We start from the raw sequence: 20455 nt of genomic DNA, 5'->3' as shown, positions 1-20455 counted from the left end.
CGGTTCCATCAGGAAAGTCATCTGCCAACAGGCACAAACTTATAGCGCCGGTTAGTAGCTGATGGCGGAATCCGAAGTCCGCGTGCTGGAAGCGTGCGGAAAACGGACTCAGTCAACGTTTAACCCGCGCCCAGTTATCTCCAACGATTCTACCGCGAAACGGGCAGTATCCCCGCATTCCAGGGGCGTGGATGGCAGTCGATGTGCCCTTTGCAGGCCGTAGACCGCGCCTTGGGCGCTCCAATGGTCCGGTCTCCGGGTGCCTATACACCCTCCGGCCCTTCCAGGGCGCTACACGCCAATCAGGGGATTTTCAAGAGTTCGACGGCGGGCTATCCGTAGGTGTCCCGGGGTCCCCGGCCGTTGACGGACCTGCCGCCCTTGCGCCAGCTGGGCGCGGAGGGCCCCAAGACCTGGATGCTGGTGACCACTCCATCGCCGAGCTCCACCCGGAATTTCTCCAGCAGGCTCATGCTGAGGAGCCGCAGCTGTGTGGCCCAGGCGGTCGAATCGCACCTGACGTGCAAGGTGGTGCCGGTGAAGCTTTCGGGCGTGCAGTGGGCTGAAATTTCCGGTCCCACCAGCGTGGCCCACTCTGCCATGACAGACCCGACTGCAACAGGCGAGGTCCAGCCACGTTCGGCCACCAGGCGGCCCACTACTTTGCCGAGGCCCAGGGGATCGCGGCCGGTAGCGTGGAACTGGCTGAAACCGCGGGTGTCGCGGATGCCCTTTTTGGCCTTTTGGGATCCGGGGCGCGGGGCGGCACGGCGGATTTCGCCCCGCGCGGCGGCAGCCTCGCGCATTCTGTTCAGTGCAGCCTGGGGTGCGTCGATGTTGTCCGGGGTGCGGCCGTCCGCGTCGTGGCGGGGGGCTTTGCCGCCGGCGCTTTCGTCGTCCCTATTCATCGATACCTCCCGCGATGACCTTCACCCGCCGTCCGGACAGCTCTTCCGGTATATCGGCGTCGACGGCGGCGGTCACCAGGACCTGTTCCGCACCCGAGACTATTGCCGCCAGTTTACGCCGGCGCTGGACGTCCAGCTCGGCAAAAACGTCGTCGAGGATCAGGATGGGGGCTGAGCCTCCGGTTCTGGCATCGTCCAGCATCACATAGTACGAACCGAGCCGCAGTGCCAAGCACATGGACCAGGTTTCTCCGTGGGAGGCATACCCCTTCGCCGGTGCCTGGCCCAGGACCAGCTCCAGTTCATCCCGGTGCGGGCCTACCAGGGAAATGCCCCGTTCCAGTTCTTTTTTCCGCGCTTCAGCAAAGGCACGCACGTACCGTTCGGTTAGCTGATCCACCGTCAGCTGGCGCAGGTCTTCCACGTCGTCCGAAGTACCTGCGGCACTGGTGCCGGCAGTGCGCACCACGGGGGCGCCGTCGTCGTCCATCTGGTTCTGGAGGGTGGCGCGGTAGACGGCGTCAGCTGGCTTTGACCCGTCAGTCAGCTCAGCATAGGCACGGGCCACGTGGGGGCGGAGGCGCTCCACCAGTTCAAGCCGCGCGAACAGCAGCTCAGCGCCGGCCTTGGCCATGTGCTGGTCCCACACGTCCAGCGTTGCCTCGTGGGCGGATGTGAACTTCCCGGCGCGGGCGGATTTCAGCAGGGCGTTGCGTTGTTTCAGCACCCGGTCGTAATCGCTGCGCGTGGCCGCGTGGTGCGGAATGAGGCTGGCGAGCAGCTCATCCAGGAAACGGCGCCGGTTTGAGGGGTCGCCCTTGACCAGTGCCAGGTCTTCCGGGGCAAAGAGCACTGTCTGGCAGATGCCCAGCAGATCGCGGGCACGGACCGGATTACTGCGGTTGATGCGTCCCCGGTTCGCCCGCCCCGCGTTGATTTCCAGCTCCAGGACGGTGGTCTGTCCGCCGCGGACCAGCCTGGCCCGGACCAGCGCGCGGTCAGTACCGAAGCGCAAAAGCGGCCCGTCAGAACTGACCCGGTGGGAGCTCATGGTGGCCAGGTAACCGATGGCCTCCATGAGGTTGGTCTTGCCGATGCCGTTGTAGCCCACCAGAACCGTGACACCCGGGCCCAGGGCAAGGTCGACCTGCGCGTAACTGCGGAAGTCAGTCAGGGAAAGGTGTTCTAGGTACACGCGGTTTTCGGCAATTCTGGGAACCTCGCAGTTCCCGGTGGAGGCTACTTGGCGGGACGGGTTGCGTGTCCGCCGAACTGGTGGCGCAGGGCGGACACCATCTTCATGGCCGGGGAACTGTCCTCGCGGGACTCGAAGCGCGCGAACAGCGCGGCCGTGATGGCCGGCGCGGGAATCGCGTTGGCAATGGCTTCTTCCACAGTCCACCTGCCTTCACCGGAGTCCTCGACGTAATCGTCGATGTTTTGCAGGCCCGGGTCCTCATCGAGTGCCTTGACCAGCAGGTCCAGCAGCCACGACCGGACCACCGTGCCCTTTTGCCAAGCCCGGAAAGTGCCTGGCAGATCAGTGATGATGTCCTTGGAGGCGAGCAGCTGGTACCCCTCGGCGTAGGCCTGCATCAGGCCGTACTCGATGCCGTTGTGCACCATCTTGGCGTAGTGGCCTGCGCCGATCCCGCCTACATGGACAAAGCTGTCCTCGCGTTCCCCCTCCGGGCGCAGGGCGTCAAAGACCGGAAGTGCCCGCTCGATGTCGGCTGCGTCGCCGCCGGCCATCAGTCCGTAACCGTTCTGCAGGCCCCATACGCCACCGGATACCCCGCAGTCCGCGAAGCGGATGCCCTTGGCGGCCAGGAGTTCCCCGTGCTTTTGGTCTTCGGTGAAGCGGGAGTTGCCGCCGTCAATGATGAGGTCGCCCTCGTCAAGCTTTTCACTGAGCTCCCTGATGACGGCGTCCGTGATGTCACCGGCGGGAACCATCACCCAAATCAGCCGCGGACTTGGAACAGCGGTGAGGAGTTCATCGATGGAGCCGGCGTCGGTGACGTCCGGATTGCGGTCATACCCGGTGACCTCCACACCGCCCTTGCGCAGGCGTTCGCGCATGTTGAATCCCATTTTGCCAAGGCCGATCAGTCCAATATGCACGGTGGAACCTCTTTCTGCGCTTGCGAAGGTTGGGAGCCGATGGGGACTTGCGAGGCGAGGGTGGCGGTGGGGATTAGTTGGGGAGGCGGACCGGCATCACGAGGTAACGGTAGTCGTCCTGGTCCTCGCCGTCGGCATCCGCCTGGGCGGTGATCATGGCCGGCTTCGGTGCCGTGGTGAAGGAGAAGCGAACGAACTTGGTTTCAATCACGCTCAGGCCTTCCACCAGGTAGTGGGGATTGAAGGCCACCGTGATGTCTTCACCGGAGAGTTGGGCTTCCAGTTCTTCGGAAGCCTGGGCATCTTCGCCGGTACCAGCGTCGAGGTTCAGCAGTCCTTGGGTGAAGGCCAGGCGGACAGGGGTGTTGCGTTCTGCCACCAGGGACACGCGGCGTACTGCCTCAACGAGTTCCTGCGTCTGCACGGTCGCGTGGATCGGGGTTGAATCCGGGAAGAGCGAACGGATCTTCGGGTAATCACCGTCCACCAGCAGCGAGGTGGTGGTGCGGCCGCCGCTTTCAAAGCCGATCAGGCGGCTGTCGTCATCGGAAAGGGCAAGGTGGATGTCGCCGCTGTTGCCGAGGGTCTTGGCCACCTCGTTCAGCGTTTTTGCCTTGACCAGGGCGCTGGTGGAGATTCCGGGCGTGACCGGCTTCCACGGAACTTCACGCATGGCGAGGCGGTAGCGGTCCGTGGCGAGGAGTGTGATGAGGTCATCCTCGATCTCCATCCGAACGCCAGTAAGGATGGGCAGCGTGTCATCTTTGCTGGCAGCAATGATCACCTGGGAAACGGCCTGGGCAAACGAGTCGCCCGGAACCGTTCCGCTGACGGCCGGCAGTGCCGGAAGCGGCGGGTACTCGGCTTCGGGCATGGTGGCCAGGTGGAAGCTGCTTCGGCGGCAGGTCAGGGTGACTTTGTTGCCATCGGTTTCGACGTCGACGGGAGCCGAGGGGAGGCTGCGGCAAATGTCCGCAAGGAGGCGTCCCGATACCAGGATGGTGCCTTCGTCCCGGATGTCAGCTGCGATTTCGAGACGCGCGGAGGTCTCGTAATCAAAGCTCGAAAGGCTGACCGTGCCTGCTTCAGCCTTCAAGAGGAGGCCGGAGAGGACGGGAACAGGCGGCCGCGGAGACAACGAGCGGGCTGTCCAGGTGACGGCTTCTGCCAGGACGTCCCGATCGACTCTGAACTTCACGGAAGGGTGCCGCCTTTCATTGCTGCTGCGATGGTGTTCGACGAAACTTCCCGCAGGAAGTTCCCAAGGAGTTGCCCTGCACCTGAACTTGCATGGTCCGTGCTGCCTGGACCACGCAGAAACCCAAGGATGGGAGCGCTGCTGACAGCTTAGCCGGAAGATCAGCGATTAACCCATCCCCAGCCGGCAGCGCCAGGTCCCTTTGGGCCGCTGGACCCTTCGTGCGGTGCTGGAGATCGGACTTGTTATTTGAGGGACTTCAAATTTTTGGGATTAGTAGTGTTAATAACTGCTGTGGAAACTGTGGATAACTGCCTCCGCCCGCATGATCCGGCGGTTAAGCCCTGTTCATGGACTGTGGGTGGAGCAGGTTTTAAACAGGGTGTGGATGGGGACAACATTTTTCGCGGTTTTTCGAATCCACAGGCGCCTTAAGGGTTTTAAGCCCATTAACCGCGGTTGTCCCCTTAAGTATCCACAGGCTTATCCACATGTACCTGTTAATAAGGTATAGATGCGCCGCTACGAATCGCGCTGCTGCTGCTTGATCCGGTTGGTCAGCTCTGTCACTTGGTTGTAGATCACACGGCGCTCGGCCATCAGTTCGCGGATCTTCCGGTCCGCGTGGATCACGGTGGTGTGGTCCCGGCCGCCGAGCTCCTGGCCGATCTTGGGAAGCGACATGTCAGTCAGCTCCCGGCACAGGTACATGGCGATCTGCCGTGCGGTGACCAAGGTCCTGGTACGGGACTTGCTGCAGAGCTCCTCCATGCTGAGCTTGAAGTAGTCCGCTGTCTGGGTGAGGATCTGGCTCGATGTAATTTCCTGGGCGCCGTCGTCGGTAATGAGGTCCTTGAGGACCATCTCAGCGAGGGCAACGTCCACGGGCTGCCGGTTGAGGCTGGCGAAGGCAGTAACCCTGATCAGGGCGCCTTCGAGTTCACGGATGTTGCTCGAAATCTTGGATGCGATGTACTCCAGTGCGTCATCCGGAGCGGAGAGGCCTTCGCTGAGGGCCTTCTTCCGAAGGATGGCAATTCGGGTCTCGAGCTCCGGCGGCTGAATGTCCGTCAGCAGGCCCCACTCGAACCGGGACTTCATGCGGTCTTCGAAGCCTGCGAGTAGCTTGGGCGGCTGGTCAGAGGTGATGACCACCTGTTTGTTGTTGTTGTGAAGCGAGTTGAAGGTGTGGAAGAACTCCTCCAGCGTCCGGTCCTTGCCCGCCAGGAACTGAATGTCGTCGATCAGCAGGACGTCCACGTTGCGGTAGGTGGTCTTGAAGCTGGCGCCCTCATCGTCCCGGATGGAGTTGATGAAGTCGTTGGTGAATTCTTCCGAGTTGACGTAACGGACTCGGATGCCGCTGTACAGCCGCCGGGCATAGTGGCCGATTGCGTGGAGCAGGTGCGTCTTTCCCAGGCCGGAGTCGCCGTAGATGAACAGGGGGTTGTAAGCCTTCGCCGGTGCTTCAGCCACTGCGACGGCAGCAGCATGGGCGAAGCGGTTGGAGGAACCGATCACGAAGGTATCGAAGACGTACTTGGGATTCAGCCGGCCGAATTCGTGTGACGTGCTGGGCAGCATGGGCTGCGGCTTTTGCTCAATGAGCTGGTCCGGCGAGAAGGAAGGTTCTACGACGGGTTCGGGCTCTTCGTGGACAGGCACCAGATCGGTGTCCACGTCGATGGCACAGCGGATGTCTTCGGAAAACACGTTGTGCAGTGCGTCGTCCAGCGCGTCCTTGACCTGGGTTTGCAGCACTTCCCGGGTGAGCTCATTGGGAACGGCAACCAGCAGGGTGGAGCCGATCAGGCCCTGCGCCTGGGCGAGAATGACAAAGCCACGCTGCCGCGGTGTGACGCGGTGGTCCTGCTCCAGCAGGGTGACAACCCGCCGCCAGGAACTTCCGACAGTATTGGCGTGGTTGGCTTCGTCTACTGTCATCAATCGGTTCCCTCAAAACTTGCTTTGCCTGCATTGCCTGCAGCCGCAAGTCTTGAACCAGGATGGGTTCAGCTTCATCCACAGGGTTATGCACAGCACGTGGATAATCGGCTACTGAGCCACTCTAGGGGATGAAAAGCCTAGAAGATAGCTGGCAAGAAGCTTGTGGATAATTACACGGTTGTTGTTTGAAAAGTGGCCCTGTGAGCCACTTCATCCACAGGCTGGAAGGGTCACTTGGCCACAACTGTGGATAGCGCCTGCACCCTGCTCCGGTTTGACTCAGGGGCTCAAATTGCCCTAACGTTGTGAAGTCCTTTGTGTCCGCTTTTTGGCCCCATCTGAATCTCCCAGACGCAGTGCGTTTGGGCAGCCGGGGGAAGCGTGCATATACAAAACTTAGCGTCGGCCAGTTCTTCCCCTTTACTGATCGGGTGGGCGCACCTTTGATCCACTGGAGTAACTAACGTGAGCAAGCGGACTTTTCAGCCGAATAACCGCCGTCGAGCCAAGAAGCACGGCTTCCGCCTTCGTATGCGTACCCGTGCCGGCCGCGCCATCCTGGCAGCCCGTCGTGGCAAGGGCCGTACCGAGCTGTCGGCCTAATACTGACTCGTCGGTAGACATTTCTTTGCGAGTTTAAGGTGCTGGCCACCCGCAACCGTTTGAGGACTGCAACCGATTTTTCAACAACTGTACGTTCCGGTGTCCGCAATGGACGCCGGAACGTAGTGTTATATGCGGCAGCCATTGCTGCTGACGAACCCAGCCGGATCGGGTTCATCGTTTCCAAGGGTGTCGGGAACGCTGTGGTCAGGAACCTCGTTAAGAGGAGACTGAGAGAAGCAGGTGCTGCCTCGCTGCGCGAGTATGGTACCGGGTTTGCCATAGTGGTCCGGGCGCTTCCTGCGTCCGCGTCCGCAAGCTGGGATCAGCTGTTGTCGGATTACAACGCCGCCTTGGCAGCGACGATGACCCGGCTGGCTGCCCGCTCTTCACGGGCTGCTGCCAACGGTTCGGCCGGTACAACACAGGAGGGGACACCGCGTGCGTAACGCCACCGCCGTCGTCGTCACCTATGTCCGTCCTGTTGCTGCCGCTGCCGGGAGGTTCCTCTGGAACCTGCCCCGGAACATCCTCATTCTTCTATTGAAGGCTTACCGCAAGGTGATCTCTCCCTTGTATGGCCAGGTCTGCCGTTTTTTTCCTTCATGCTCGGCGTATGCCCTTGAAGCGATTACCGTCCATGGTGCCGTCAAGGGGAGCTGGCTTGCCCTCCGCCGTCTTTGCCGCTGCCATCCATGGAATGCCGGTGGCGTGGACCACGTCCCCGCCGGCCGCCGGGAATGGCCTCTAAGCCAGACCCCCACAATTGTTGTGCTGAACAACCCGGACAAGTACCTGGCTGCTCGGACTGATGGAGAAGGCCGCACGGCGGCCTGACGAATAGGGATAAGTATGGACTTCTTTGAAACAATCATGTTTCCGTTCAAGTGGCTTGTGTCCATCATCATGGTGGGCTTCCATGAGGGCCTGAGCACCATTGGCATGCCTGAGGCCTCCGGCTGGACCTGGACTCTGTCCATCATCGGCCTGGTGCTGGTGATCCGTGCCGCCCTTATTCCTGTGTTCGTGAAGCAGATCAAGGCGCAGCGCGGCATGCAGCTGCTTCAGCCCGACCTGAAGAAGCTCCAGGACAAGTACAAGGGCAAGACTGACCAGCTGTCCCGCCAGGCCATGGCTCAGGAACAGATGGCCATGTACAAGAAGCACGGGACCAACCCGTTCTCCGCGTGCCTCCCGATGCTGATCCAGATGCCCTTCTTCTTCGCACTGTTCACGGTTCTCTCCGGGATCTCCGGAGCCGCCGCCGCAGGGAACGGCATCGGGGCCATGAGCCACGAACAGGTGGTTCAGTTCGATGACTCCACCATCTTCGGTGCCACGCTGTCTGCCTCCCTGCTGCATGGCGGTGACGGAAACCAGACGGCAGTATGGATCCTCTCCATCCTGATGATCCTCGCCATGACCGCCTCGCAGTTCATCACGCAGAAGCAGATCATGGCCAAGAACATGTCCGAAGAAGCCATGGCCAGCCCCTTCATGCGCCAGCAGAAGATGATGCTGTACATCCTGCCCATCGTCTTCGGTGTGGGCGGCATCAACTTCCCCATCGGTGTCCTGATCTACTGGACCACCACCAACCTCTGGACCATGGGCCAGCAGTTCTTTGTCATCCGCCGCATGCCGACGCCGGGATCCCCCGCAGCCAAGGCCCTCGCCGAGCGCCGGGCCGCCAAAGGCCTGCCGGCCCTCTCGATCCTGAGTGGTAAGAAGGACGAGGACGCCGACGCTGCCGCCGCCGCAGCCGTGGCGCAGGCCAAGGGACAGCGCATTCAGCCGCAACGCAAGAACAGGAAGAAGAAGTAATGTCAGCCGAGAGTACCGAACACGCCCTTTCCGAAGAGATCATCGACGATCAGGACGAGTCCGCTGCCCAGGACAGCTCCGCCCCGAAGGCTTCCTCAGCCAGCCGACTGGAGGAAGAAGGGGATGTTGCTGCGGACTACCTCGAAGAACTGCTGGACATCGCGGACATCGACGGTGACATAGACATTGAGGTCCGCAACGGCCGTACCTACATCTCCATCGTTACCGAGGAAGAGTCCGATAGCCTGGACAACCTCGTGGGCGAAGACGGCGAAGTCCTGGAAGCCCTGCAGGAACTGACCCGGCTTTCCGTCCTGTCCGCAACGGAGAACCGCTCCCGCCTGGTGCTGGACATCAACGGCTACCGACAGGAACGCACTGGCCACCTGCAGAAGATTGCCGAAGATGCAGCCGCTGCTGTGAAGAAAACCGGCCAGGCTGTTGCCCTGGAACCGATGAGTGCCTATGAGCGGAAAATTGTTCACGACGCTGTTGCCGGCTTGGGCCTGGTGAGCGAGTCCGAGGGCGAAGGCGCCGGACGCCATATTGTTGTATCCGCAGACTAGAGATTGCGGATTCGCTGATCATGGTTGACATCACGGCAGCTGAGCTTTTGGCAGCTGAAAAGATTTTTGGCGACCGCCTGGATCTCGCCAAGCGCTATGTGGAACACCTCGCCACGTCCGGAACTGAGCGCGGGCTTATCGGCCCGCGGGAGATACCCCGCCTCTGGGGGCGGCACGTCCTCAACTGTGCCGTCATCGAAAGTGAGATCGCCCAGGGAAGCCATGTTGCCGACGTCGGCAGCGGCGCCGGACTGCCGGGCCTTTGCCTCGCGATCGCACGTCCGGACCTGGAGCTCACCCTGATCGAACCGCTGGAGCGCAGGGTCATCTGGCTCCAGGAAGTTGTTGACGATCTGGGCCTGGACAATGTCACTGTGATGAGGACCAGGGCCGAACTTGCGGTTGGCCACGTGGAGGCCGACGTCGTGACGGCCCGGGCGGTATCGGCGCTGAGTAACCTCGCCGGCCTCACCATTCCGCTGCTGGGAGGCCACGGCGAAGTGGTGGCCATCAAGGGCCGCAGTGCCGCTGAGGAAATCGAGAAGGCAGCAAAGGTTATCCGCAAACTGGGGGGCGTTCAGACCTCTGTCATCACGGTTGGCGACAACCTGCTGGAGGAACCCACCACTGTAGTACGCATCGTTGTAAACAAGTCCCAAAAGAAGGCCTAGGGTAGGCCCGGCGGCCACAGTCTGCCGGGGTAAGCAGTTAGGCTAGTCAACGGCAGCAAAAATAGCTGAACGAGAGTGAGTGTGCCCCAGTGACCAGTAGCGAAGCCTCCACGCAACGGATACCGCCGTTCGTGTCATTGGGGTCAGCACGTTCTCTCGCTGGTGCTGTTTCGGCCGCCTCCGGTCTGCTGGGGAGTCAACCGCGTCGGGTATCAAACTCCTCTCCGGTGTTGGTTTCACGTGAAACAACTTCTGCGGGTAGGGCGAACATTATCGATGCAATTGATGATTCCAGTCCTATCGCCCGCGAACTGGCGCACGAAACCCGCCGGCGTGAACGGCTTGTCGGACGGCAACTGCCGCGTCCCGAGAAGACGAGGGTCTTTACGGTCTCCAACCAAAAAGGCGGCGTGGGCAAGACCACCACAACAGTGAACATAGCGGCCGCCCTTGCCGCCGCCGGACTGAATGTCCTGGTGATAGACATCGACCCCCAGGGCAACGCCTCAACTGCTTTGGGCATTGAGCACCACGCGGACGTGGACAGTATCTATGACGTCCTGATCAACGACGTTCCCCTGGCCGATGTGGTCGCGCCATGCCCGGACATCGACAACCTCATCTGTGCACCGGCCACAATCCACTTGGCGGGTGCAGAGATTGAGCTCGTGTCGCTCGTGGCCCGCGAGCAGCGGCTGCGACGAGCGATTGATGTTTATGCAAAGGTTCGAGAGAAGAAGGGCGAACAACGCCTGGACTACATCTTCATTGACTGCCCTCCAAGCCTTGGCCTTCTGACGGTCAACGCCTTCTGTGCAGCAAGTGAAGTCCTGATTCCCATCCAGTGCGAGTACTACGCACTGGAGGGACTGAGCCAGCTGCTCAAAAACATCGAGATGATCCAGAAGCATCTCAACGCCGACCTCGTGGTCTCCACCATCCTCCTGACGATGTACGACGGCCGCACCAACCTTGCCGCCCAGGTCGCCGCCGAGGTCCGCCAACACTTCCCCGAGCAAGTACTGTCTGCGGTTGTGCCGCGCTCGGTTCGTATTTCCGAAGCTCCGAGTTACCAACAAACCGTGATGACCTACGACCCCTCATCCAGTGGAGCCCTGTCCTACCTGGAAGCCGCTGCTGAAATAGCAGAACGCTAAAATCTTCAAGAACTGCAACAACTGGAGTCCGGCACGGCCGGTCTCTACCACTGGAGGGATTTACCCATGAGCGAGAAGCGAAGGGGCTTAGGCCGCGGTCTTGGCGCACTGATTCCAAGTTCCGCCGGTGCGAATGGGGCTGGCAACGGCGCAGCGGTTTCGCGTCCCGTCGATCTCTTCTTTCCCGAGGGGCGCAGGAAGACTGCGGAGCCCGAGACGGCTGCGGACCCTTCAGAGGCCGAGGAATTAGCGCCGTCAACTGCGGTTACTACTACGCCAGCGACCGTAAAGGATTCTGCGGCCAAAGCTACCAGCCCTTCGCGTAAGCCGGCTGCTACGAAATCGTCCACGCGGGCAGCTGACGCAACCTCTACCTCCAACAACTCAGGAAGCAGTTCTGCAACGAAGACTGCTGCGGGCACCAAGAACGGGCACAAGCCTACGGCTAAAAAGGATGCCGAGCAGGCGGTGCCCGCCGACCCGGACGGGCAGGAAGTCCTGGCCGTCGCCGCCGACGATTCCCCCGATTCGTTTGGGACGGACACGGGCGTGGAACTGGTGCCGGTGCCCGGGGTTCGATTCGCAGAAATTCGCGTTTCTGATATTCATCCAAACCGGAAGCAGCCCCGTGCTGTCTTCGACGAGGACGACATGGCGGAGCTTGTACACTCCGTCCGCGAAATAGGTGTCCTCCAGCCAATTGTGGTCCGGAACTCAACCGAAAACGGTGGAGAACCGTTTGAGCTTGTTATGGGTGAACGGCGCTGGCGTGCAGTACAGGCCGCCGGCATGGAAACTATCCCCGCAATCGTCCGGGACACCACCGACGACGACCTCCTGCGGGATGCGCTGCTGGAAAACCTCCACCGGAGCCAGCTGAACCCCTTGGAAGAAGCGGCGGCCTATCAGCAGCTGCTCGAAGACTTCGGTACCACCCATGAACAGCTGGCAGACCGGATCGGCCGTTCCCGTCCCCAAGTTTCCAATACCCTCCGGCTCCTGAAGCTGCCCCCGTTGGTCCAACGGCGCGTGGCAGCAGGAGTGCTGTCGGCGGGCCATGCGCGTGCGCTCCTGGCGCTTCCTGACGCCGCCGCCATGGAACGTCTGGCACAGCGGATTGTGGCTGAAGGCATGTCTGTACGCGCCACGGAAGAAGCCGTGGCGATGTACCAGGACCCGGCCAAACCTGCCAAGAACAACATCCCCCGTCCCGGCGCGCGACACGAGCGCTTGGACTATCTGGCTTCATCGCTCTCCGACCGCCTGGACACCAACGTAAAGATCTCCCTTGGGGTCCGCAAGGGCCGGGTCAGCATCGAATTTGCCAGCGTCGAGGATCTTAACCGCATCATGGATGTGCTCGCGCCAGGGGCAGAGAACTAGTTACCGTGCGCGCGGCTTTGTGATTGCTGTCCTTGCAGTGCTTCGTTCCGCAGTAGAAGTGCTTTTGTGCTTCTCAATGACAAAGGGCTAGAGGCCTTCTTGCTTTGTGCCGTGAATTCCGACGTGCGGTTGATTCTTTTGTGATGTGCTAAGTGGGGGGCCGAACTATGGGCCGATTGCAGGCTCCAAGTACGCGGCCTTAGCTGCAGTGGCCGCAATCCCTGGGTCGGACAGCTATCTCCGTTACCCGCCGGTTGCCGTCTGCAAAAACTCGCATAACTATCCACGGCTTTTCCCGGGCATCTGTTTCACGTGAAACGTCTCTATCCCTATTGGGTAGCCAGATGTGCGGCCCTATATGGACTCATCTCGCTTACCGTGCGTACCACTGCAGGGCGTATAGACGTCACGCCACTGTGGCCCCTTCTATCGCTAAGCGGCCTTCTGATAACAGGCGGGCGGCGATGCTCTTGATTCTGTAGAGCAGTCGGCAGGGTATGTGGAACGTCGTATACCTTGTTGCCGATCAAACCACCATTTACGGATTAGGGGCCTCTTCCTGGAAGTGCAGGGTTTGTCCGACCGCCCCTGCGGCTCGTGGGGCGGTCCGCGGTGCTCACTCGGTGCAGGTATTTCTCCTCGGTTGTCTTACTACGAGGGAAATTGAGCAGACTTCATCTTAGTTAGTTGCGGACAGCAGCGTAAAGAGCCTTCCTACTGCCCAAAATCTTCGACCAGCAACTCGAATAGCTGCACTAAAGGTTCGCTGCACTGTTTCACGTAAAACGAAGTGAGGACAGGGGGAACCACAATAGACTGCGCAACACTTGCCGCGTGGACGCTTACGGCTTCGGCCGCGACATTTGGACGAGCGGTGAAACGAGCTCTCTTCTGGAAGCTCGCCGGTGGGAGCATGGTATCCAATCCCCAGCCAGCCACAGCTACTCCTGCTGGGCCGTGCGTACGTCGCAAGTCGGAAACTATGCGGCTTTCCTGATACAAGAAGGAAGAACGTACTACGGAGTCCAGCCACCGGTAAAGGAGCGCAAGCAGGTAGCTATCACGACAACTCTTGCTGATACCCGCACGAATTACATTCTTGCCCGTCGAGCGGACAACATCGATGCGGGCGAACTCCTTAAAAAACTACTGCGGAAGGGAAAAGGACGTGCCCATCCTAAGCTAGTCAGTCTCCGCCGGGGTAATCGACCGTCTCCTTGGCACTTCCAGTCTTTACGTGTTGGTGCCCAGGAAACTGCAGCAGCTGCCTACATATGCTTATCGTTCCGTGCCCGATGAAGTCCCCTCGTCTGTTCGCAAAGGATATGGTGAGAGCGGCTACTACCCCGACTCATTGGCACAGCCCGTGCCATGGTGATACGCAGGAAAACTCAGACTCGCACTGATTCGACCTGGGATCGGCACAGGTGAGCGGCCATTGAGTCCTTGGTAGGTGCCTTTTCGGTAGTCGCCCCTGGACGCTTGTCCGTGAACCGAGGAGCCCACTCTTAGTCCGTCGGCCTACTGCCCTGCACGCCGCGCCGGACACTTTGGCCTCGTGCCCATCCCCGTACTCAGCTCATAGACCGCTTGCCTCTCCCGAGGAGGACGGTCAGGACACCGTGTGCTACCAGGAGACCTGCCCTTCTTGGTTCCCGCCAAGATACCCATAGCGCAAGCCAAGATGCGGCGAAAGGGCATTCCCTTGCCCCCGGGACTGAGACCCGCGCTGATCATTGGCCCTACCCTGAGGACGGGACAGGACGTGTAGCCGGGGCGGTGTCCTGACTGGCTTTTTGTCTACAGCCCTAAGATCTACAGGCTCGCAGTTCTCACATGCTTCGGCCCTAGATGTCCAGCTGCACGTCAACTGTGAGGTGGTGGGGAACCGAGGTTCGTACGGTGGATACTGTTGTGGATAACCTTGTGGATACACCGGTGGCCCGTTGTGGATATTTTGTGGCAGCGCCATAGGAATTGCTCGTCGGCGCTGCCGCTTTGCGTGCTTCCGGGTTGCAGTGTCGCTGAGGGTGTTTCACGTGAAACGACCCGGGGTGATGAAGGTGCGGGAAGCAAGTCCCATATATATTGAAATCAACCCGAAGGCATCGCAAATCCGCCGCCAAGCCCCTCGGGATGCCTGCCAGCCGCATGCGCGCGCACCAGTTACCACAAGAAGCGCGGCAACTCTGATGGTGGGGTCGCAAAAGGACGGGATCAGTCTGCTGTGGACCGACAGCTGGGCTGTGGATAATGCTGGGGATAACGGATCAGCAAGGCTGTGGATATCGTTGGGGATAACAACTGGTCCTGTGCAGTTGCGCATAGCAAGTGAGCGCTCTTGGGCGTCATCATCCGTCGCTGATCGCACTGACAGTGTGAAGCAGGTCAGGTAAGGAGCGCTGGTGTACTGAGAGCTGCCGTGGCGCGTGCCGACCCTAGAGGTGTAGCGCTGTTGTCGAAGATGCATAATTGCCGCCGCTCAGACTATAGATCTGGTTGGTTGCGCGGGCGCGGTGCAGGCACGTAAGACCTGATTCCCAAACGGCAAGTTGGGGAGAGCAGTGGGCGCGTCCGCAGTTGCCCTGGTCGCGCATGGATCACCAGTCGGGGACTTCAGGTTCAGAAGTGCGAGAGACGCGAAGTAGGCGTGTTCGATGTTGAGCGATACCGCGTTCATGGAGCATGCACGTGCTGTCAGACCTCCAGGTGACGGGCGTTCTATTCCAGCTTGCCTAGCGCGATTGTCGCACCAGGCCGCTACGGAAGTCCTTGCAATGGGTTAAGGGGACACATCGGCGATAAGTCGAAGAGACCGCTGGCTCCTACTTTAGATATCGCTTCATCCGTGCCGGAGGGGTAGCGCTTGCCCGGAGTCCTTCTAGACCATTGGCAGCTTCGGCAATAGCGGACCGGTTGGATGGGGATGCCCACTCCACTGCTTGTTTCACGTGAAACACCTCTTCCCTGACTTGCGGAATTTCAGTTGGTCTTTTCGTGGTCTGGAATAGATGTAGCGCGCTCCTCGTATGGCTGCTGTCGGCTGGAAGTTCCGGGCGCCCACGGCCGGGGTTTGCTGCTGGCGGGTTTGTGGCTACCTGCGACGGCCAAGCCGAGCGCCGGTAGCGGCAGCGCCGCAGGGGGGTGCCCACTTCGAGCTGATCCTCTGTTTCACGTGAAACAGCGGAGGGCCATCGCGGTCATCCTGCCCGCGCCTCATCGGCGCGAACATGGTCCAGGCAGACTATTGAGGCGGCTCCCCCTCACACGGCATCGCCGGCCTACCAGGCTTTTCGACGCTCGCTACTCGACAACGGGCGATAGCCTAGTCAACCTCGATGTACCGCGACAGCCGGCTCTAAAACTTGGCGTGCCCGATATGAAGATTGGTGCGTACAGGGGTGGGCACGTTCTGGCTGATGCGTAGCTGAGAGCGGCCCGATGGTTGGATGGCTAGGAGCGGGACGGATTGTCATATTCCACATGTGGTCTGATTAATATCGGGTCCTCGCACTTAGAGTTGGTGTGCCCAATAGGAACGCCCGGTGTTGCTGTAACCCCCACATCTGGATGATTGAGAGCACGTGCTGGTTGGGCACTACGATGCTGGGACGCACCTCAAGTGCTGTGCCCGGTATCCCTGCAGGACCCTGCTGGAGTGTTGCCATTTTCCTACTTTTCGACCGTCGTTCGATCGGGCCCCTACCCTCGACTTCCGAGATGCGGTGGTGCATCAACCGACTCCCTGGTTAGGAGCGTTGGTCGCGTACTGGTCCCTTTTCGTCTCAGCCGGAACTATGTTTTCGTCGCTACCGGCGCAGGCTTTGCCCATACCTCGTATCCTTGCGGTGCTGTCGCCTCCCCATAACGCTGGGGACCGTCCAAATTTTCGAACCGTAGCGTCTAAAAACTACCGCTCCTCGCACACGGCGTAAAGCCCATATTTCTACCCCTTCTGTGTAAACTCACCCTCAAGACGAACCATGCGGGAGTTGTTTTCCGTTAGCCCGCCTGAATCCTGCCTTTTGCAGGGGGTAATGTGTCTGGGGCTGTCGCAGTTACTGGCGGCCCATTCAAGGTAGGCGCGCTTTTCCTCTGACGCATCTTAAATAGCGCCGGATAAGGCGCTTCCCGCGCAATTGCAACTGATCCATCCGCCTGGTCGTCCGTTTCACGTGAAACGTTACGAGCAGAGGGCTGCAGAGGTCTTCCTTGTGATGTCGTACTGCGCATATCCGCGCGGCCCTTGGCGGCATCCCCGTCCACGGTAGCCATACGGCATAGGACTACAGCCGGGGGCAAGAGCCTTCCAGATGCCGTGCAAAAAAGTCCGAGATTACCAGCGGCGACAACTTGGGGCAGTACGGCATAGCCGGATCTTTGGAGGAAGACTAGAGAGCGCGACGAGCGTGGAAGAGGGTAGGAGTGGCATCTCATTGCGCATCACCTTGGCAAAAATTTCGGCTGGAGACGTGGCCGTGTTCCGGACTTCGGGGGATGTCGTTTCGATTCCTTCATCGCCTTCGTGCAGCTCCACACGGACCCCGGTGTTTCACGTGAAACAGATCCACGACGCCTACGACCGCACCCGGCTTGCGTCTCAACCCCGGGATCACAACCGTTAATAATGTTCCTCTTGTTCGTCTCGATACACTCCAACTTTGCCCGGGCATCGCCTTGGGACGCTGGGGGTCGCGTCCGCAGCGAGGCAACGGAGACGTCCTGGTACAGACGTGGAGCCAAAAAAGAAGTGGCCACCGCTTTTATGAGCGGTGACCACTTCTCTACTTACAGGGCAAGAGCCCCGGGATTACGACCTACGAAAGGACGTCCGCGAATTCCTTCTCAAAGAACTGCTTCGGCTTTGCTCCGATAACCGTGCTCTTCACTTCCCCGCCCTGGAACAGGTAAACAGCTGGAATCGAGGTGATACCGTACTGTGCGGCAATACCGGGGTTGTCATCCACATTCAGCTTCACAACATCAACTTTTTCGCTGTACTCGACGGAGATCTCGTCAAGGATCGGGCCCAGCTTGCGGCAGGGACCGCACCATTCCGCCCAGAAGTCCACGATAACCGGCTTATCCGAGGACAGAACATCCGTACCGAAGCTGGCGTCAGTTACGTCTTTTGCATTGCTCATAGTTTTATCTCTCTCTTCGTAGCGCTTAGGGTCTTAGGCTTGCAGGTCTGCGAGGTAGTGTTCGACGTCAATAGCGGCAACACAGCCGGAACCGGACGCTGTGATCGCCTGGCGGTAGGTGGGGTCGATGACGTCGCCGGCTGCGAACACGCCTGACAGGCTGGTCTTGGAACTCCGGCCTTCGACGGCAATAGTTCCCTCCGGCGTCAGGTCCAGGACTCCCTTAACGAGATCAGTCCGGGGGTCGTTGCCAATGGCGACGAATACGCCCGTAACCGCAAGATCAGAAATGGAACCGTCCACAAGGTTCTTCACCTTCAAGCCGGTGACCTTCTGGTCTCCAACTACGTCGTCCACAGTGCTGTTCCAGATGAACTTGATCTTCTCGTGGGCCAGTGCGCGGTCAGCCATAATCTTCGAAGCCTTCAAAGAATCGCGACGGTGGACAACCGTCACCGATTTCGCGAACTTAGTAAGGAACAGCGCCTCTTCCATGGCAGAGTCTCCCCCACCGATGACCGCAATGTCCTGGTCCTTGAAAAAGAAACCATCGCAGGTTGCACACCAGCTGACACCGTGGCCTGAAAGCCGCTTCTCATTCGGGAGGCCGAGTTCCCGGTAGGCGGAGCCGGTGGAGAGGATCACTGCCTTTGCCTGGAAGCTTTCGCCGGTGGCGATGGTGACAGTCTTGACAGGTCCTTCGAGCTGGAGCGACGTAACGTCCTCGAACTGAATCTCGGTGCCGAAGCGCGCCGCCTGCTTCTCGAAGCTTTCCATCAGGTCCGGCCCCATGATGCCTTCCGGGAAGCCCGGGTAGTTCTCGACATCGGTGGTGTTCATCAGTTCACCGCCGGCAGTGACAGAACCTGCCAGCAACAGAGGCTTCAGGTTGGCGCGGGCAGTATAGACAGCTGCCGTGTAACCAGCCGGGCCGGAGCCGACGATGATGACATCACGTACTTCTGACGTGGTGTTTTCTGTGATGGTCACTGAACGGTGAACCTCTTCCTTATTTGACGCGCCCCGCTTTGGAGGCCGGCCACATGGCACAACTGATACTGCAGGCTGAATATTCCGACCCAGGGCACGGCGGATTACCGCGGACGGCAGTAAGCGAACTCCGCGAGACGCTCTTTCCAGATTACCGTCCCATGGCAAACCCAAGCACAGTAAGGATTACGGCCCAACCAGTTCTGCGGAACCGGTGCAGGGGCAGTGGGGTTACTGGACCTTGATCTCCGCCAACCGGAGGCCGTAGCCATAGCGCGTCTTCGGGGCAGCCAGCCGGGGAAGGGAGTTGATGGACACAATAACGTACTGGGCCTGTACCGGCTCCGCAAGGGGCATATTGAGATCGGTTGATGTAAAGCTGTTTGTCCCGACTGCCTTCGCTCCGTCCAAAGACGGCTGATCGTTGGTGTACACCGTGATGTTTCCACCTGAACCGCCCAGCTGCGAAAGCGTTACTGAGGAAACCGTTGCCGGGTTCTCAAGCTTCACCACCAGCGGCACGCCCTGGGCGGCCAGTCCTCCCCAGTTTTCCGAGGCGAATTCCATGTCCGACCAGTAGCTGGCTGCGTTACCGTCGTATGCCCTCACCAGGTCACCGTCAAAGGTGGCGGCAAAATCGAAGTTACCCTGCCGGCTGACGCTTTCAATGGCCGGCGGGACAGCGGGCGGGGCCGAGGTAGGCGCCTGCGTTGGCGCGGCAGAGCCTGCGGGAGCCCCATTGGCGGTGGCAGGAGCTGAGGGGTTGGCCTGCGGCTCCGAGGAAAACAGGCTGCCGAGCTTGGTCACGGCGAAAACAAGCCCAGCAATCAGAACCACGGCGAGCAGCCCGCCCACCAGCCAGCGCATGGACCGCGGTTCACGTGCCGGTGCATCCCGGTCGTCGTCGTTATAGTCGTCCTGCTCAGCGTAAGAGGGGCCAACAGGCGCCGCAGCGGCAGCCGGCCGCGCAAACACGGGGGACTTCTTCTTGGCCGGATTTTCATCTCTAACCGGAGAGTCTTCGTACCGGTCCTGGTCTCCGGCGCTGGCGTAATCATCCTCGGACCAAAGGGACACCTTCGGCTTCCCGCTGCCGGCCGACTCCGGCTGATTCCTCGGGTTGGAGGCGAAGCTGGCCGTTGCCGGATCCTCAGCGGGCCGCGTCGAGGGGCCGGCTGGGCGAGCTGAAGAATGGGACGCCGCAGCCCCCGCCGCGCCGCCCAGAGCTGCTCCGCCGATTGGGGATGCACCGGACGGCTTACGGCCCGCGGGTGCATTCGTCGGCCGGACAGGAGGCCTCGGCGGCACTGCGGGTGCAGCACGGAAAGGATCAACCTGGCTGGGGTGTGCATCGCCGTAGTTGATGTAGCCGGCGTCTACGTGATCTTCGTCGTCGTAGGGCTCAGGCTCATGGGACCGCGGCTGCCCAAAGATTTCACTTCCGAGCGTGTCCGTGAAGAACGGCTCCACATAGGGAGGGTTGGAAGCCACCACAAGATCCAGCAGGTCCGCTGCAGACGTGTGGTTGGTGATGAGGTAGGTGGCGGCCTCGGTCACGCCGAGGTCCAGAACCTGAACGGTGCCGGGGCGTTCACCCGTTGCAACCTCGCGCGCGCTTTGTGCAACCTGCTCCGTGTTCTCTGGTCCGGCAACCAGGATGCTGACAGGGCGATTAAGCACCTGGTCCACACCATCCAGCACCAGATCGTGGTCGTGCGAGGCCAATACAGTGGCTGTGACCTTGTAACGGCCGCCCAGTACTGATCCGACATCGATCGGGTTGGACACGTGTTCCTCCTAGACTGTCCGGTATTGCCGGGATGGATGACGCAACCACCGTTCAAGGGGCCGCCGGAAAGGCTGGCCCTTGAATGCAACTACCCCTGTTCCCTATCGATCCTAGCCGATTGCGCCTTACGCACCGTGGACAAAGACAGCGG

16 protein-coding genes are annotated in these 20455 nt (G+C 60.4%); 8 read left to right on the top strand and 8 right to left on the bottom strand.

The features are described from left to right. Window positions 1-332: 332 nt before the first annotated feature. The 5 genes from AC5RUQ_RS01080 to dnaA form a co-directional block, all read right to left on the bottom strand. On the bottom strand, window positions 333-908 hold the full coding sequence (locus tag AC5RUQ_RS01080) for a DciA family protein (RefSeq protein ID WP_256247194.1): 576 nt from the start codon (window positions 906-908) through the stop codon (window positions 333-335). Further along, the gene (gene recF / locus AC5RUQ_RS01075) at window positions 901-2103 is read right to left on the bottom strand and encodes a DNA replication/repair protein RecF (protein ID WP_493945571.1); all 1203 of its coding nucleotides are present in this window, start codon (window positions 2101-2103) and stop codon (window positions 901-903) included. The genes AC5RUQ_RS01080 and recF overlap by 8 nt, the downstream gene beginning before the upstream one ends. A 44-nt stretch (window positions 2104-2147) precedes the next feature. Next, on the bottom strand, window positions 2148-3032 hold the full coding sequence (gnd, locus tag AC5RUQ_RS01070; protein ID WP_256247196.1) for a phosphogluconate dehydrogenase (NAD(+)-dependent, decarboxylating): 885 nt from the start codon (window positions 3030-3032) through the stop codon (window positions 2148-2150). A gap of 73 nt (window positions 3033-3105) precedes the next feature. Then, a complete protein-coding gene (gene dnaN / locus AC5RUQ_RS01065) occupies window positions 3106-4230 on the bottom strand; it encodes a DNA polymerase III subunit beta (RefSeq protein WP_493945570.1) in 1125 nt (374 codons plus the stop codon). Window positions 4231-4752: 522 nt separating this feature from the next. Next, window positions 4753-6174: a chromosomal replication initiator protein DnaA gene (gene dnaA, locus AC5RUQ_RS01060; RefSeq protein WP_163164975.1), complete on the bottom strand. Its 1422-nt coding sequence runs from the start codon at window positions 6172-6174 to the stop codon at window positions 4753-4755. Between the two features lie 468 nt (window positions 6175-6642). Here dnaA and rpmH point away from each other — a divergent pair, with 468 nt between their 5' ends. From rpmH to AC5RUQ_RS01020, 8 genes are all read left to right on the top strand, one after another. After that, on the top strand, window positions 6643-6780 hold the full coding sequence (gene rpmH, locus AC5RUQ_RS01055; protein ID WP_003800212.1) for a 50S ribosomal protein L34: 138 nt from the start codon (window positions 6643-6645) through the stop codon (window positions 6778-6780). 38 nt (window positions 6781-6818) lie between these two features. After that, window positions 6819-7229 (top strand): ribonuclease P protein component, encoded by a 411-nt coding sequence (rnpA, locus tag AC5RUQ_RS01050; protein WP_493945569.1) that lies wholly within the window; start codon window positions 6819-6821, stop codon window positions 7227-7229. Continuing rightward, complete coding sequence (gene yidD, locus AC5RUQ_RS01045) at window positions 7222-7617, top strand: membrane protein insertion efficiency factor YidD (RefSeq protein WP_493945568.1); 396 nt, start codon at window positions 7222-7224, stop codon at window positions 7615-7617. The genes rnpA and yidD overlap by 8 nt, the downstream gene beginning before the upstream one ends. 15 nt (window positions 7618-7632) lie before the next feature. Further along, the gene (gene yidC, locus AC5RUQ_RS01040; RefSeq protein WP_493945567.1) at window positions 7633-8604 is read left to right on the top strand and encodes a membrane protein insertase YidC; all 972 of its coding nucleotides are present in this window, start codon (window positions 7633-7635) and stop codon (window positions 8602-8604) included. Beyond that, window positions 8604-9170, top strand: coding sequence for a Jag family protein (locus AC5RUQ_RS01035; RefSeq protein ID WP_493945566.1), 567 nt, complete (start codon window positions 8604-8606; stop codon window positions 9168-9170). The genes yidC and AC5RUQ_RS01035 overlap by 1 nt, the downstream gene beginning before the upstream one ends. Window positions 9171-9190: 20 nt before the next feature. Further along, entirely contained in the window at window positions 9191-9841 is a 651-nt protein-coding gene (gene rsmG / locus AC5RUQ_RS01030; RefSeq protein ID WP_163164983.1) for a 16S rRNA (guanine(527)-N(7))-methyltransferase RsmG, read from the top strand. A gap of 89 nt (window positions 9842-9930) precedes the next feature. Beyond that, window positions 9931-10998, top strand: coding sequence for a ParA family protein (locus AC5RUQ_RS01025; protein ID WP_493945565.1), 1068 nt, complete (start codon window positions 9931-9933; stop codon window positions 10996-10998). A gap of 66 nt (window positions 10999-11064) precedes the next feature. Further along, window positions 11065-12381 (top strand): ParB/RepB/Spo0J family partition protein, encoded by a 1317-nt coding sequence (locus AC5RUQ_RS01020; RefSeq protein WP_493945564.1) that lies wholly within the window; start codon window positions 11065-11067, stop codon window positions 12379-12381. Between the two features lie 4817 nt (window positions 12382-17198). Here AC5RUQ_RS01020 and trxA read toward each other — a convergent pair. The 3 genes from trxA to AC5RUQ_RS01005 all read right to left on the bottom strand — a co-directional run bounded on the left by trxA (window position 17199) and on the right by AC5RUQ_RS01005 (window position 20303). Next, entirely contained in the window at window positions 17199-17525 is a 327-nt protein-coding gene (trxA, locus tag AC5RUQ_RS01015; RefSeq protein ID WP_493945563.1) for a thioredoxin, read from the bottom strand. 33 nt (window positions 17526-17558) lie between these two features. Beyond that, window positions 17559-18515, bottom strand: a complete 957-nt coding sequence (gene trxB / locus AC5RUQ_RS01010) for a thioredoxin-disulfide reductase (RefSeq protein ID WP_493945562.1) — start codon at window positions 18513-18515, stop codon at window positions 17559-17561. Between the two features lie 231 nt (window positions 18516-18746). Beyond that, on the bottom strand, window positions 18747-20303 hold the full coding sequence (locus tag AC5RUQ_RS01005; RefSeq protein ID WP_493945561.1) for an ABC transporter substrate-binding protein: 1557 nt from the start codon (window positions 20301-20303) through the stop codon (window positions 18747-18749). Window positions 20304-20455: the final 152 nt, after the last annotated feature.

The organism is Arthrobacter sp. MDT2-3, from assembly GCF_059090465.1.
This window is presented reverse-complemented; position numbering and strand designations above follow the sequence as displayed.

Coding starts and splice junctions, on each gene's coding strand:
- AC5RUQ_RS01080 (WP_256247194.1), bottom strand. CDS start 908: ATGAATAGGGACGACGAAAGCGCCGGCGGCAAAGCCCCCCGCCACGAC.
- dnaA (WP_163164975.1), bottom strand. CDS start 6,174: ATGACAGTAGACGAAGCCAACCACGCCAATACTGTCGGAAGTTCCTGG.
- yidC (WP_493945567.1), top strand. CDS start 7,633: ATGGACTTCTTTGAAACAATCATGTTTCCGTTCAAGTGGCTTGTGTCC.
- AC5RUQ_RS01035 (WP_493945566.1), top strand. CDS start 8,604: ATGTCAGCCGAGAGTACCGAACACGCCCTTTCCGAAGAGATCATCGAC.
- rsmG (WP_163164983.1), top strand. CDS start 9,191: ATGGTTGACATCACGGCAGCTGAGCTTTTGGCAGCTGAAAAGATTTTT.
- AC5RUQ_RS01020 (WP_493945564.1), top strand. CDS start 11,065: ATGAGCGAGAAGCGAAGGGGCTTAGGCCGCGGTCTTGGCGCACTGATT.
- trxA (WP_493945563.1), bottom strand. CDS start 17,525: ATGAGCAATGCAAAAGACGTAACTGACGCCAGCTTCGGTACGGATGTT.